Source organism: Vibrio sp. 2134-1 (genome assembly GCF_033339495.1).
Map to the genome: position 1 here is coordinate 93,582 of NZ_JAWOUS010000006.1, position 15,051 is coordinate 108,632.

Here is a 15,051-nt window from a genome sequence, read left to right on the forward strand (position 1 = left end):
TTACCAAGGGATGGTGTTAAACAGCTCAGCTTAGATGGAGTTATCAAGTTGACCGAATCCCTGATTGATCCCTAAATCCCTTAGGAAATGAAAGAAATGTCTAAGAATCCAAAATTTGCTATCCGAGTCACTGAAAAACGTAACGGCTGGAGCGCAGAAATCACTCGCCAAGTGACATCTCGTAAGACTGTAGTATCAAAGCGTGAAACAGGCTTTGACAGCGAAGAGAAAGCACAAGCTTGGGCTGAACAAGAACTGGCTGGGTTTATCCAAAACCAAGTGGTTCGTAACGAGCGTAAAGCAGCGCAACGTCAAGAGCGTGAAGCAGAACAACTAGCGGCAAAAGTTCGTAAAGAAGAAGCCCGCAAAGCACGTGAAACCGAAGTAGACACTGACGAAGAATAAGTTTAAATCGGTGAGATGGTGACGTTACCCATCAAACAAATAGTGAAAATGCCCTGAGTTTTGTCTCAGGGCATTTTTTATTTATATCGGCTAAAAACAATCCGATGATACGGACAGGCTAAACGTGCCGTCTTCAGGGGCTGCAAATTGTTTATTGCCAGGAAGAAGGTGAGGGTTATTAGCATAAGTGCGATGTGTCGATTTGACCTTTGCAGAATGTCTTTCCGGTAAATCAAAGTGTTGTAAGCCGTCAGATAGATCGTTTGCTTCACCGTAGTCGAAATGTGTTGCGACGTCTTTGGGCTGCTTGGCGTAACGACAGTGATCCGGCTTACCATCTTCGTGCCAAGTTAAAGAGTTAGTTTTTGCATCTAGATTCAGGTTATTTGCTGTTGGCTGTGCGTAAAAATCTTCTGAAACTTGGTGCTTGCTTTGTTCTTGTAAGTAGTCTGCAATGTTCTCAGAAGCTTGCGCTAGGCTACCTACAGGGAAGAAGCAAATCAGAAGAAGCCGTGTTTTTAGATTGTTCATAATGTGTATGCAAGCAAAAGGAAATGATAATACTGATAAATAAAACGGCGTGCAATTATGGCCATTGGATACGATATAACAGGGCAGTTAATGTCTGCCCTGCATCTTTTAGGTATGGTTAGTATTGATAAGTGAGGTGCAGTTTGACTTCGCGACCAGGCGAAGGCACGCCATTAGATAGGTATGCTTCGTAGTAACGATCGGTTAAGTTTTTCACAACCGCGCCAACGCTCAAGCCTTCGACTTGTTGTATTTCCCAAACCACGTAAGCGTTTTGTAGCGTGTATTGCTCACTTGGCGATTTCACTTTTAAATTGTTACCGCTTGCCTTGGTTTTGGTTTGCGCATCATACCAACGGACTTCCCAGCCCGTACGTAAACCAGGAATCCATTCGTAACCTAAACCCAGATTAATGTTTAATGGCGGTACATCAGGATGATCATCATCTGAACCTGTAGAGTCAGATAGGCTACCTTTGTTTTTGCCGCGAATGTAACTTGCTGAGAAATTACTGTAGAAATCTTCAATCCGGTATTGTGAAATTAGCTCAAAGCCATAGTTTTTAAAGCCATCTAGGTTTGTATTCCAGCTTTGTAACTCAGTAGTATTTTTGTCGAGGTTTTCGCCCGTTCGTATATCAACTGTGTCGCTAACATCGTTATAGAACATAGTTAACTCTGTTGCGAGGTTATCGCGAGAGTTCACCAGCCCTTCCGTTAAGTTGATAACGCTTGCTTGATAAGCATGGATACGAGACACGTCCAGATTCAAAGCAGTAGCCGTAGCGGTAGCTCGCGCATATTGCACTGAGTAGATGTTATCAACGGTTGGTGCTTTTAAAGCGTAGGCGTAGGAGGCGTTTAAACGCGTATTATTGCTCGCATCAAAGTCGATATCCAAACGTGGGCTAAAGCCTTTATGCGTCGTTTCACCGTAGTTATGTCCGGCAGCTGGATCATTATAATCCGGCGCAGCGTTCCCTTTTCCTTCACTCTTGATGTATTCGTAACGCAGAGAAGGTGTGATTGTTAGGCGGTCTGTTGCTTGATAGTGATCAGCAATGTAAGCGGCATAAATTGACTGCGTGCCAGATGGTTCGTAGTAAGGGGTGTACCAACCGTAGTTTTTCGCTTCATTACTGTCGTATGATGCGTTGAATACTAACGAGTCTCTATCGGTTTTTTGATATTGAAGCCCAGTGACTAGAGTGTGATCTCCGAATTGCGCTTGGTTAAACACATCAACGTAATCACGCTCGTAACTCAGCCATGACTCATGACCGTAACTGCCAACAGAAACGAACATTTTCTCGAATGCTACGTCAGGGCGAACCCAATGACGATCGTTTTCGGAACGTGCCATTTTGATATTGAAATCAATATACGGGTTAGTCGGCATGTAGTGGTAAGAGATGGTCGTGGTGTTGTCCGTGTATTTGTTATCGACGGTGTAAGCGTATTGGGCTTTTTCTAATGAGCCGTATTTCTTGATATTGTATTCGGTGATGTTAGGCATTTTTCCGCGGCGGTTAGCCCAAGGTTTACGACCTTCATCTTTGTAGCGAGTGTGGCTAATTTCAAACTCGTGATCGTTGTTTTCATAACCGACCTTTACGAGCATGTTTTCTTGCTCATAACCTGAGTAATCCAGCGTTTCACCACCTCCGACTTTAATGTCATCAGAATCTTTTACCGAGCCATTCGCTAGAAAATAAAAACCAGTATCGTTTTTACCATAGAGTGTTAGCGTGTAGGCGTTCTCATCGCCGTTGGTGTTGTATGCACTTGAGATGCGAGCACCAAAGTTTCTTTCGCCGTACAGGAGATCATCGACACTTTTGGTTTTAATGCGAATGGAGCCACCAAACTTCCCGTTGAGTGCTCGATAGTCGTGCGCGCCCTTGATAATTTCTGCTTCGCCAATTAAGAACGGATCAAAAAAGAAGGTACCGTAGCGGTATTGTTGAAAGCCGATTGGAGCGCCATCGACAAAGACGGCGATATCGCTTGGATCATCAAAACCACGAATGTTAATACGTTCGCCACCAGAACGACCGCCACCATCTATTGATGCACCGGGAACGGCATCGATCATTGAGGCAAAATTAGAGTACTGTTGCTCTTCAATCTCTGACCAATTAATGGTGGTTTGCGCAGGCTCAGCAATGGTAATAGGTTTGGCATAACGAACGCCTATGACTTCAAGCTCTTCATTTGGCGCTGTCTCGGCATATGAATAAAGAGGGAAGAGCAAAGCCAGTGAAATGAGATTTACTTTGAATGGATGACTTTTTAATCGTTTCATATTGATGATTTATAGTGTTTTTATGAAGCTCGGATTATAAGAACATTATTACGATTAATAAATGATAATGAGATTAATTATCAAATGTGTTTTTGCGATGGATTGTAAAGTTTTTTATCCATTCGTGGAAACTACGATAAGTATCGTTAGCTTACATAAAACAAAAAGCCCAGCATCATGGATGCTGAGCTTATTGGCTTTTAAACAAGATAGTGCGAGCACTGTTGCTCCTTTTGAGCTAATCAGGCGCCTACTTGGTAGGAATTACTGAGTTTCTAACGGTATCTGTCCGGTGGTCAGCGGCTCGGCATCGAATTCAGTGAGGCCTTCAATATAGCTTTCGACTGCTTGCTCTAAAGCATTATCACCTTGGTTAAAATAGGCAAGGTGGAAAATTGCATCGCCTTCGTTCACCAATGGTAATGTTTGTTGACCGATAACCAAACCACGCTTCGGGGCTTTTAGTTCTATCTCATCATGACCAAGAGGAGAGCTAATATAAGCGAGCGTTTCCCCCTGTTCTACTTTGTCTCCCAGATTAACGACAGTACGCAAAATGCCGTTACCTGACGCGCGAACCCAGCTGGTGGACTTCGCTATGATAGGCTCAGGCAGCTTTTTCCTGCTCGCACGCAACATACCAATGGCTTGCATTACGCGCCGAACCCCGAGTACACCAGCGCTTATCGAAAGTGGATCAAAGCGCAATGCTTCGCCAGCCTCGTAGGTGAGCACTGGAATATCACATTTTTCTGCTTCACTGCGTAAAGAGCCATCACGCAATGCTGAATCAACAATCACTGGCGTTGCAAATGCTTGAGCAATACGCAGAGTTTCTGGGTTGCTTAAGTTTGCGCGGATCTGTGGTAAGTTCGTGCGATGAATTGCCCCTGTGTGTAGATCCAAAATGTAGTCACAACGCTTGGCAATGTTGTTAAAGAACCCGTGTGCCATACGAGATGCAAGTGCGCCTTTTTCACTGCCAGGAAAGCAACGGTTGAGATCTCGTCGGTCGGGCAAGTAACGAGATTTATGGATGAAACCAAAAACGTTAACGATAGGTACTGCAATGACAGTGCCTTTCAGTTTTTGTGGTTCCAGTTGGTTAATGATCTGACGAACGATTTCTACGCCATTAAGCTCATCACCATGGATAGCGGCATTCACCATTAACACTGGTCCTTCTTGTTTCCCATGGATGATTTCCACAGGAATAGATAAAGGCGAATGTGTATATAGCTTCGCTGCTTCAAATTCGATCTCTAATCGTTGTCCTGGTTGTATTTGATGTCCTAAGAGCTCAAACACTTTGCTTTTTTTACTTCTGGCCATAAACCATCTCTGTCAAATGCGTCATCAGCAATGTAACAATTGCTGCAAAATCGCACTAATCATTCTCATTAAGGACACGACAAATTACTTTAATCGTCATGCGTGAAATTTTGGTATGTGTGAAGTTTTTGTTTTCAATATGATCTTTTCTATCAGTTTAATACATAACAAGCCATAGAGAAGAGAGCGCAATAATAGCCTTAAAAAATGTGACTGTATTAAAAATAATACTGTTCATGGAGGACAAAAAAACGGACTTTTAACCCTACTTTTTATCCGATAATATCCGCGCCGAATTTGAGGTTTCACACTTTCTAACTAGAGGTTTTGATGAAAAAGGCAATTGCTAAAATTGGTGCATTGACTGCGGTAGCAGTTTCACTTTCAGGTTGCGTAGGTAGTAATGCCGTGACAGGTTATGTCATGGGGTTTAACTTGAAAGCTGTTGACAACCGTTACGCTCGAGGTGGCCTAAATATGCTTTTAGCGCCTGTTTATGGTGTCGCGATCGCAGCGGATTATATCGTGTTTAACTCTCTAGAATTTTGGACGGGTAAGAACCCGTTAAATGGTAAGCCACATATCTTCGATACAAAGGTAGATACTTACATTGATGTCAATCACCAGTTAGATAAGTCGTTAACGACGGCACCAATCGCACCATTAGCGGATAACCGTGTCATTGAGCAGGGGCGAATGCAGCAAATCGATGAGAACACTGTTCAAATGGATATTACTTACAGTAACGGTGAAAAGGCGACACTCATGGGTGTACGCGATGGTGAGTTTGTTACTTACTACATTGATGGTGAAGTTGCTGCACAAACCTCAATGGATGAATTAGCCGCTTACGCGCAAAACCGTGTGTAGTTGGGTTCAACTAAACCAAAAAAAGGGTGCCGTATGGCACCCTTTGTCATTTTTCGTGATTGAATTATGCTTTCTCTGGAATCGCTTCTAAAAGCGCGACCATCTGATCCCAGTACAACTGAACAGTATCAATCTTCACTTTCTCATCTGGAGAGTGAGGGAATTTTATTGTTGGACCGAAAGAAACCATATCCATGTGTGGGTATGGTTCTTTAAATAGGCCACACTCAAGACCAGCATGGATGACCATGATGTTCGGCTTATGACCGTAAATGCCTTCATACATATCACGGAAAATTGCCATGATCTCGGAATCTGCATCTGGCTTCCAGCCAGGGTAAGCGCCTGAGAACTGAATTTGTGCGCCTGCTAGCTCAGTAATCGAGCGCAGCATGCTTTCCACTTGGCTACGGCCAGAGTCAATGAGAGAACGAATCAAGCAAAGCACGGTGACTTTATTTTCTTCTGTGCTGATCACACCAACGTTTAGAGAAGTTTCAACAACGCCTTCCACCTCATCACTCATACGGATTACGCCGTTTGGACAAGCGTTAAGTGCCGCAATGAATCGTTGCTGATCGGCGATTGAAAATACTTGCGCGTCAGTCGTGATCGCTTCATTAAAGGTTACGATACCTGTTTCGATTTTACCCAATTCAGTTTTAAGCAGCTCAGTGTAGTGGTTGAACAGCTCAGCAAGTTTGTCTTGGTTTTCGACAGGAAGCGCGACAGTAACAAACGCTTCGCGAGGGATTGCATTACGTAAGCTACCACCACGGAATTCGACTAAACGTAAATCAAGCTCTTGAGCATGACCGGCAAGGAAACGACCAAGTAATTTGTTGGCATTACCGCGACCTGTGTGAATGTCACAACCTGAGTGACCACCTTTTAGGCCTTTCAGCGTCAGTTGGCGTGTTACAAAACCTGCAGGCGTTGATTCTCGAGAAATATCGAAAGTCATGGTGCCATCAACGCCACCTGCACAACCCATGTAGACTTCGCCTTCTTGCTCAGAGTCTGTATTTAGAAGAATCTCACCCTCTAACCAACCAGCTTCAAGGCCAAATGCGCCAGTCATGCCTGCTTCTTCATCAATCGTCAGCAGAACTTCGAGTGGACCGTGCTTAATATCTTTAGATGCCAATACAGCAAGGCAAGAAGCCATACCAATACCGTTATCTGCACCAAGCGTCGTGCCTTTCGCAGTTACCCATTCGCCATCGATGTAAGGTTGGATTGGATCTTTGGTGAAGTCGTGTTCAGTGTCTTCGTTTTTCTGCGGCACCATGTCGATGTGTGCTTGAAGTACAACAGCCTTCTTATTTTCCATTCCTGGTGTCGCGGGCTTTTTGATGAACACGTTACCGGTTGGATCACGGCGAACGTCAAAGCCTTGCTCTGTTGCCCAGTTGATAATGTACTGTGCTAATGCTTCTTCATGTTTCGATGGATGAGGGATAGAACAAATCTTATCGAAAAACTGCCAAAGTGGAGCAGGTGATAAGGTACTGATCTCAGAATGGAACTCAGACACGGAGGACTCCTTTTGATGTGCTTTGCCAAATATATACCGTAAAAATATTGTCAAGGTAGCATTAAATGCTAGACGATTTGGCCTTCAAATTGCCGTTAGCATACCACCAGATAAGGAGTACGAGTAGTCGCGATCACAAGGATTTCTCTCAGAACTGTCACAGTTTGTGAATACAATAACAAGCACTATGTGTTCTCTATCATATATTCTGAAAGTGGCTTTATTTTTTAATTCATAAAATTGTAATTTAATTACACATAAACTTTGATAAAGGTCAATTTGTGCATTTTTTGTGATTCCAATCACTAAAATGCTTGTAATTAAATTTCTTGGTGGTATATTTGTAACCAGCTTCTGAGAGAAGAATGAAATGCTCAAAGGATGAGTCCGTTTTATCGCCTCCAAGGAACCGAGAAATCAACGAATGTTTAATTGATTTAAAAGGTGATAGTTATGAAAGGTTTACCAAGTACAATGTTCTGGAATAGCAAGTCTGTTTACACCGGTAACTTTGTATACCCAACAAGCTTTGGCTACTAAGTGAAGTCAACGCATGTGACTCGAACAGTTTGTTCACCCCTATAAATTGGAATTTTTTTTCAGTGATAGTGCTGACATGATTCACCGCCACCCAAATTGGGTGGCGTTTTTTTATCTCTATTTTCTCTTCCTGACTCACTTATTGCCATCAAAGTCTTCTTCTATTCCCCATTCTTCGGTTTTATCGACTTTTCCATCAAATCTGTTAGATACCATGTTTAAAATGGGCCTTTTTCATCTGAAAGTTTAGTACATTGCTCAGTTTTTATTCTCTTTTAGAGAACTGTGTTATCTGGGTTACCTATTGTTTTATAAGAATATATTTCTTTACTTGCTTTGATGGGTTAGAGAATGTGTTTCATATCCAAAGAAAAAAAACGCATTAGAGTGAAGATTCTATCTAGAATTTGCTATTTGATAACTTTATAATTCCTGCCAATCGATTACGCAACCGTTTACTTTTTACCTTTACAGGATTCGATCATGCTCGAGAGGCTTTTTAAACTCAGTGAAAATGGCACAAATGTGCGCACTGAGATCATTGCAGGTGTTACGACCTTCCTAACTATGGCTTACATTATTTTTGTAAACCCAGCGATCCTGTCGGATACCGGTATGGACCGTGGCGCCATTTTTGTCGCGACTTGTCTTGCTGCCGCAATCGGCTGTTTTATCATGGGATTTGTTGCCAATTACCCAATCGCACAGGCACCAGGAATGGGCCTGAACGCATTTTTTACTTACTCTGTTGTATTGGGAGTGGGTTATACGTGGCAAGTTGCGTTGGCGGCTGTATTTGTTTCTGGCCTTCTGTTCATTCTTTTAAGCGTATTTAAGATCCGTGAGTGGATTATTAACTCGATCCCGCATTCTCTACGAACAGGTATTTCAGCTGGTATTGGTCTTTTCTTAGCGTTTATCGCATTAAAAAATGCAGGTATCGTCGTTGATAATACAGCGACATTAGTTTCTATGGGAGAGATCACATCATTGCCATCTGTATTGGCCGCGATTGGCTTCTTTCTTACGATTGCACTGGTTCACCGTGGTGTGAAAGGTGCGGTGATGATCGCCATTCTTGGCGTTACAGCGCTTGGTCTTCTATTTGGTGATGTGCAGTGGAGCGGTATTATGTCAACGCCACCAAGCATTGCGCCAACTTTCATGCAACTGGATTTCTCTGGTTTGTTTGAAGTAGGCATGATTTCCGTCGTATTTGCTTTCCTATTTGTCGATTTATTTGACACCGCAGGTACGCTCGTTGGCGTTTCTCAAAAAGCTGGTCTAACTGATGAGAATGGCAACATCCCTCGTTTAAACAAAGCGTTACTTGCAGACTCAACAGCAACGTCAGTAGGTGCATTACTTGGTACCTCCAACACGACATCTTATATTGAAAGCGTTTCTGGTGTAGCTGCGGGTGGGCGTACTGGTCTAACAGCCGTGGTTGTTGGTGTACTCTTCCTACTTGCTCTATTGTTCTCACCACTTGCGGGTATGATCCCTGCTTATGCAACGTCAGGTGCGCTATTCTATGTGGCGATCTTGATGCTGTCTGGGCTAGTAAGCATTGATTGGCGTGACCTAACTGAAGCGTCCCCAGTTGTTGTGACTTGTTTAGTTATGCCGCTAACATTCTCGATTGCAGAAGGTATCACGTTAGGCTTTATCGCATACGCGGCGATCAAGTTATTCAGCGGTAAGGGCCGTGAAGTGTCGATGAGTGTATGGGTGATGTCAGCCATCTTCATCGTTAAATACCTCGTCGGTTAATTTCTCGAGCAAAAAGCCAGTGTGGATTTATTCACGCTGGCTTTTTCTTTTTTACGTTGTTCACAGAAGACGGTTTTTCTGCGGAATAGGCAGAGAATTTTGATATCACCGTTGGTATTAGCGGTGTGTTTCGGTAGAATAATCGTTTGCGCAGCTTGAAATCCTCGTCTCCAAACATTTTGGAGAAGTTAGTGAGCATTCCGCTTTTGAGTGACTTCGCTAGATTTTGAGGATGCATATTTTCAAATTATTAGGTTATTACAATGAGTAAAAAATTCATTATCACTTGGGATGCAATGCAGACTTACTGCCGTGAACTGGCTGAAAAACAAATGCCAGCTGAGCAATGGAAAGGAATTTGGGCGGTAAGCCGCGGCGGTTTGGTTCCTGGCGCTATTTTGGCTCGTGAACTGGGTATTCGTTACGTTGATACAATCTGTATTTCAAGCTACGACCATGATCATCAGCGCGATATGACGGTACTAAAAGCACCTGAAGGTGATGGCGAAGGTTACCTAATCGTTGAAGACCTAGTAGACAGTGGTGATACAGCGCGCAAACTACGTGAGATGTATCCAAAAGCGAAAATGATCGCTGTGTGTGCGAAACCATCAGGCAAAGAGCTGCTGGATGATTACGTTGTAGATATTGCTCAAGACACTTGGATCGAGCAGCCTTGGGATATGTCAATCCAGTATGCTGAGCCAGTAAACCGCAAGCAAAAATAAACGCGGTTAAAGAATATTGAGAAATGCCCCTTTATAGGGGCATTTTTTTTATTATGATATTAAATCATGCTAATAGCCTAGGGTTCTTCCTATGTCTGAAGACGTCAGTAAAAATCTTTCCGAAACTTTGTTCGTGAAACATAAGCAAGCAAAAGAAACCTCCGCGCTTACCCAGTACATGCCGACCAGTAAAAAAATACTTGATGAACGAGAAGCGCAGGGTGATCGTGCTTGGTATCGTCATTTGCGTCGCTTGCAATGGGCTTGGCAAGGATTGTCTCCGATCGAAATGGAAGGCGTACTGTCCAAAATTGCTTCATCTTCTCACTCGCGAACCAATGATGATTGGTTAGACACTGTAATGGGTTATCACAGTGGTAACTGGACATTTGAGTGGATCAAGCTTGGTATGGATCATCAGAAGCGAGCAAATGAAATGCAAGGAGAAGAGGCAGCGGATGAACTCTTCACTGCTTCTTTGTGTTTTAGTATTGCAGGCTACCCACATTTAAAAAATGACAACTTGGCATCGCAAGCTCAAGTTCTGGCAAACAAAGCGTATTCTGACGGCGCAGAAAAAACTAAGTACACCATCAAGCAAATTGAAGTGCCTTACCAAAATCGCAAAATCATCGCGAACCTCCATTTACCAAGAACGGATAAACAGTTGCCTGTGGTAATGGTGAGCGCTGGTTTGGATACCCTACAAACCGACATGTGGCGTTTGTTCCGTAATCGTCTTGCACCGCGAGATATTGCGATGTTAACCGTGGACATGCCTTCGGTAGGGCATAGCTCTAATTGGCCCTTGACCGAGAATTCAAGTTGCCTACATCAAGCGGTATTGAATGAGCTTTACTCGCTACCTTGGGTTGATCATCACAAAGTGGGGTTAGTTGGGTTTCGTTTTGGTGGTAATGCCATGATCAGACTCTCTTTTGTCGAGCAAGAAAAGATCAAAGCTTGTGTCGCTCTAGGCGCACCCGTACATGATATTTTTACTTCCCCTCAGAAGTTGCAAAAAATGCCGAAGATGTACTTAGATCTTTTGGCTTCCCGTTTGGGGAAAAATGCGGTTGATATTAATAGCATGGCTGGTCAGATGATGGCGTGGTCATTGAAGGTTCAGGGCTTCCTGAGCAGTCGAAAAACCAAAGTGCCTATTTTGGCTTTGAGTCTTGAAGGCGATCCAGTGTCGCCACACAGTGATAATCAACTTGTTGCTCTATTTAGCCAGTATGGTAGAGCGAAAAAAATCAGTTCCAAAACAATTACAAAAGGATATGAGCAATCCCTCGATTTAGCCATAAAGTGGCTAGAAGATGAATTATTAGGGTGACAATTCTCCTAAATTAGTTAAGAGTGATATATCTGAGCAAAAAATAAGCTCATGATAATTAAAAATAATAATCATTCTTGGGTGTTTACTTTTAACTATGAAAACGGAGATTCATATGTCAGAGACGACTCAGGGCCCGACTCACTTTCGCTTGATGTCAAAGTTGAAGGCGATAGGACCTTACCTGCGCGAACCACAATCGCAAGAAGGGCGCTATTATTTTGATTGTTTATCTGTATGTGTAGACGACAAAAAATCGCCTGAGAAGCGTGAATTTTGGGGCTGGTGGATGGATTTGGAATCCATCGAGGGAGGCTTTACTGCTAAATATCATATTGGCAAGTACAACAAAGAAGGGCAATGGGTATCTGAAGCCCTTCCCAAAAAAGTGGTAGAGGAAGTGTATCTCACGCAGAGCACATTCCATCAAAAGCTGGTTGATACTTTAGAAGAACACTTCAAATTAGAAGTCGAATATCACACGGAGTCTTTCGATTTCGCTTAATTTGGTTGTTTTCATTTAATACCAAACAAAAAGGTGCGAAAACGCACCTTTTCTCTTGTTAATTCCCTATTTGATTGTTAAAACATCTTCTCTTTATTTGTTTTTCACTTCAGAAGACATCATGACAACGAATCAACAAAATGCAGTTGTTTCACAACCACAAACTGTCGTTGTGAAACTGGGTACAAGTGTGCTGACAGGCGGCACTCTGGCACTCGACCGTGCACACATGGTTGAGTTAGCACGCCAGTGTGCTGAGCTTAAAAAACAAGGCCATTCAATCGTAATGGTTTCGTCTGGTGCGATTGCAGCAGGCCGTGAGCATCTTGGTTACCCCGCATTGCCCAACGAGATGGCGAGTAAGCAGTTACTTGCCGCGGTGGGGCAGAGCCGCTTGATTCAAACATGGGAGTCTTTGTTTGGTATTTATGGTATCAAGATCGGCCAAATGTTACTAACCCGTGCCGATTTAGAAGATCGTGAGCGATTCCTTAACGCGCGTGACACTATTAATGCGCTCGTCGCGAACGATATTGTTCCTATCGTAAACGAAAATGATGCCGTTGCGACTAGCGAGATTAAAGTTGGCGATAACGACAACCTTTCCGCTTTGGTAGGCATTTTATGTGGTGCAGATAAGCTCTTGCTTTTAACGGACCAAAAAGGTCTGTTTACTGCTGACCCTCGTAAAGATCCGAACGCAGAGCTTATCAAGGAAGTAAAAACCATCGACGACACGCTGCGTAAAATCGCAGGTGGAAGCGGTACAACATTGGGTACTGGTGGTATGGCAACGAAGCTGCAAGCCGCAGACATCGCTCGCCGCGCAGGTATCGAGGTTATTATTGCTGCTGGTAGTGCGCCGAATGTTATCTTTGACTCTTTAAGTGCTGAACCTCAGGGTACGCGCTTCCTACCTTGCGCTGAAGCCTTAGAGAACCGTAAACGCTGGATTCTAGCGGGACCTGCGGCATCGGGCGACATCGTTATTGATGATGGTGCAGTCAATGCTGTGGTCGGCAAGGGCAGTAGCCTACTTGCTAAAGGGGTCATCAAAGTTAGTGGTGACTTCGCACGAGGCGAAGTGGCGCGTGTAACAAACGCTCACGGTAAGTTGGTGGCTCGTGGCATCAGCGCCTACTCAAGTGATGACCTAACTAAAATTACGGGCAAACACAGTAAAGATATCATCTCTATTTTGGGTCATGATTATGGCTCTGAGGTGATTCACCGCGATGATTTGGTCGTCATTCAGGAATAGAATTAGAGGGAAGCAAAGTGGATTTAACGAATATGGGTAAAGCTGCTAAAGATGCAGCTTTCGAATTAGCGACAGCGTCAACTGCGCAAAAGAACCAAGCATTAGCCATCATCGCTGATGAGCTAGAAGCAAACTCTGCTGCTATTTTGGCGGCAAACGCTAAAGACATCGAACTTGGCCTTGAAGCGGGTTTAACCGATGCGCTGCTCGATCGCCTTTTGCTTAATGAAGAACGACTGACTGCAATTGCGAATGATGTTCGCAACGTCATTAGCTTGAACGATCCTGTAGGCAGCGAAATAGACAGTAAGGTACTGGAAAATGGGATGTCACTGTCTCGTCGTCGTGTGCCGCTTGGTGTCGTGGGCGTAATTTATGAAGCGCGTCCAAACGTAACCATTGATATCGCAGCGTTGTGCTTGAAAACCGGCAACGCAAGCATTTTACGTGGTGGCAAAGAGACCTTTTTCTCGAATATGGAATTAGTGAAGGTTATTCAGTCTGCGCTCGCAAAGGCGAACCTTCCAGCCGCTTCTGTGCAGTACATTGAAAAACCAGATCGTGAGCTTGTTTCTCAATTGCTTAAGTTGGACGATTACGTCGACATGATCATTCCACGCGGTGGTGCTGGCCTACACAAAATGTGTAAAGAAAACAGCACGATTCCGGTGATTATTGGTGGCTTTGGTATCAGCCATATCTTTGTCGACGAATCCGCTGATCTAAAGAAATCCCTGAATGTGGTTGAGAACTCTAAAGTTCAACGTCCATCTGCGTGTAACTCATTAGATACGCTGCTCGTGCATGAAAAAATTGCAGCGCAATTCCTACCAATGATCGTAGAGCGCATGAACGATAAAGTGACCTTCGTGACAGAGCCTAAGGTAAAAGCACTGATGGCTCAAGCAACACAAATTCGCGATGCTGTTGAAGGTGACTTTGATACGGAATGGTTGAGCTACACTCTTGGTGTAAAAGTTGTGTCTGATGTGAAAGATGCCATTGATCATATGCGTGTCCATAACGCGAGCCACTCAGATGCGATCATGACCAATAGCTTGGAAAACTCAGAGCTGTTCATCAATTCTGTCGGTTCGGCGGCGGTTTATGTGAATGCTTCAACGCGCTTTACAGACGGTGCGCAATTTGGCCTTGGCGCAGAAGTCGCAGTATCTACGCAAAAGCTACATGCACGCGGTCCGATGGGCTTAGAAGAGCTAACTAGCTACAAGTGGGTTGGTAAAGCGAACTACTTAGCACGCAGTTAACACATTCGACGAGATCTTGAGTGAAAAAGGGGCCTTTGCGCCCCTTTTTGTTTTGTCTAACATACCAATTCCGCTACACTACATGAGCTTTTATTTCGGTTTGAAAGCGTTATACCCAAATAGCTTTAATAGAGTCCGTATAACCATGAACGCGTGGTTATCCGTGATTGCTCATGAGGTTATTTTGGTATAGATATGGAGGTGATATGCATTGTCCTTTTTGTTCCGAGAACGATACCAAAGTTATTGATTCCCGCTTAGTGGCTGATGGCCATCAAGTTCGACGTCGCCGTCAGTGCTTGGCGTGTAGCGAGCGTTTCACTACGTTTGAAAGCGCAGAGTTAGTGATGCCTAAAGTGATCAAATCGAATGGCAACCGTGAACCATTTGATGAAGATAAAATGGTTGGAGGTATTCAACGCGCTTTAGAGAAACGCCCAGTGAGTGCCGATTCTATAGAGTTAGCGATCAGTATGATCAAATCACAACTGCGTGCGACGGGTGAGCGAGAGGTTCCGAGTGAAATGATTGGTAATTTAGTCATGGACCAGCTCAAAGAGCTCGATAAGGTGGCTTACATTCGTTTCGCTTCCGTTTACCGCAGCTTTGAAGATATTCGCGAGTTTGGCGAAGAGATTGCCCGCCTAGAAGACTGAG

General features: G+C 43.8%; 13 protein-coding genes. 9 read left to right on the forward strand and 4 right to left on the reverse strand.

The window, feature by feature from the left end; all coding sequences use genetic code 11:
• Positions 1-96: 96 nt before the first annotated feature.
• Positions 97-405, forward strand: a complete 309-nt coding sequence (locus R7R78_RS09430; RefSeq protein ID WP_025998700.1) for a DUF3622 domain-containing protein — start codon at positions 97-99, stop codon at positions 403-405.
• 90 nt (positions 406-495) lie between these two features.
• Here R7R78_RS09430 and R7R78_RS09435 read toward each other — a convergent pair whose 3' ends face one another.
• The 3 genes from R7R78_RS09435 to R7R78_RS09445 all read right to left on the reverse strand — a co-directional run bounded on the left by R7R78_RS09435 (position 496) and on the right by R7R78_RS09445 (position 4,573).
• Positions 496-936: a hypothetical protein gene (locus R7R78_RS09435; RefSeq protein ID WP_005381599.1), complete on the reverse strand. Its 441-nt coding sequence runs from the start codon at positions 934-936 to the stop codon at positions 496-498.
• Positions 937-1,054: 118 nt separating this feature from the next.
• Entirely contained in the window at positions 1,055-3,241 is a 2,187-nt protein-coding gene (locus R7R78_RS09440; RefSeq protein WP_053306531.1) for a TonB-dependent receptor domain-containing protein, read from the reverse strand.
• Positions 3,242-3,505: 264 nt separating this feature from the next.
• Positions 3,506-4,573, reverse strand: coding sequence for a succinylglutamate desuccinylase/aspartoacylase family protein (locus R7R78_RS09445; RefSeq protein WP_222712424.1), 1,068 nt, complete (start codon positions 4,571-4,573; stop codon positions 3,506-3,508).
• A gap of 330 nt (positions 4,574-4,903) precedes the next feature.
• Here R7R78_RS09445 and R7R78_RS09450 point away from each other — a divergent pair, with 330 nt between their 5' ends.
• Entirely contained in the window at positions 4,904-5,443 is a 540-nt protein-coding gene (locus R7R78_RS09450) for a DUF3332 domain-containing protein (protein ID WP_005381596.1), read from the forward strand.
• Between the two features lie 64 nt (positions 5,444-5,507).
• Here R7R78_RS09450 and R7R78_RS09455 read toward each other — a convergent pair whose 3' ends face one another.
• Positions 5,508-6,980 carry an aminoacyl-histidine dipeptidase gene (locus R7R78_RS09455; RefSeq protein ID WP_005381594.1) on the reverse strand — a complete coding sequence of 491 codons (1,473 nt, stop codon included), beginning with the start codon at positions 6,978-6,980 and terminating at the stop codon, positions 5,508-5,510.
• 1,023 nt (positions 6,981-8,003) lie between these two features.
• Between R7R78_RS09455 and R7R78_RS09460 the strand changes: the two genes are divergently transcribed.
• From R7R78_RS09460 to nrdR, 7 genes are all read left to right on the forward strand, one after another.
• Positions 8,004-9,293 carry an NCS2 family permease gene (locus R7R78_RS09460; protein ID WP_225473453.1) on the forward strand — a complete coding sequence of 430 codons (1,290 nt, stop codon included), beginning with the start codon at positions 8,004-8,006 and terminating at the stop codon, positions 9,291-9,293.
• 263 nt (positions 9,294-9,556) lie between these two features.
• Positions 9,557-10,021 (forward strand): oxytetracycline resistance phosphoribosyltransferase domain-containing protein Tet(34), encoded by a 465-nt coding sequence (tet(34), locus tag R7R78_RS09465; RefSeq protein WP_005381590.1) that lies wholly within the window; start codon positions 9,557-9,559, stop codon positions 10,019-10,021.
• Between the two features lie 91 nt (positions 10,022-10,112).
• On the forward strand, positions 10,113-11,360 hold the full coding sequence (gene frsA / locus R7R78_RS09470; protein WP_225473454.1) for an esterase FrsA: 1,248 nt from the start codon (positions 10,113-10,115) through the stop codon (positions 11,358-11,360).
• 115 nt (positions 11,361-11,475) lie between these two features.
• Positions 11,476-11,865 (forward strand): sigma factor-binding protein Crl, encoded by a 390-nt coding sequence (gene crl, locus R7R78_RS09475; protein WP_005381584.1) that lies wholly within the window; start codon positions 11,476-11,478, stop codon positions 11,863-11,865.
• A 121-nt stretch (positions 11,866-11,986) separates the two neighbouring features.
• Positions 11,987-13,126, forward strand: coding sequence for a glutamate 5-kinase (proB, locus tag R7R78_RS09480; protein WP_005383771.1), 1,140 nt, complete (start codon positions 11,987-11,989; stop codon positions 13,124-13,126).
• 17 nt (positions 13,127-13,143) lie between these two features.
• Positions 13,144-14,394 carry a glutamate-5-semialdehyde dehydrogenase gene (locus tag R7R78_RS09485; protein WP_225473455.1) on the forward strand — a complete coding sequence of 417 codons (1,251 nt, stop codon included), beginning with the start codon at positions 13,144-13,146 and terminating at the stop codon, positions 14,392-14,394.
• 206 nt (positions 14,395-14,600) lie between these two features.
• Entirely contained in the window at positions 14,601-15,050 is a 450-nt protein-coding gene (gene nrdR / locus R7R78_RS09490) for a transcriptional regulator NrdR (RefSeq protein ID WP_005381578.1), read from the forward strand.
• The last annotated feature ends 1 nt before the right edge of the window (position 15,051 follow it).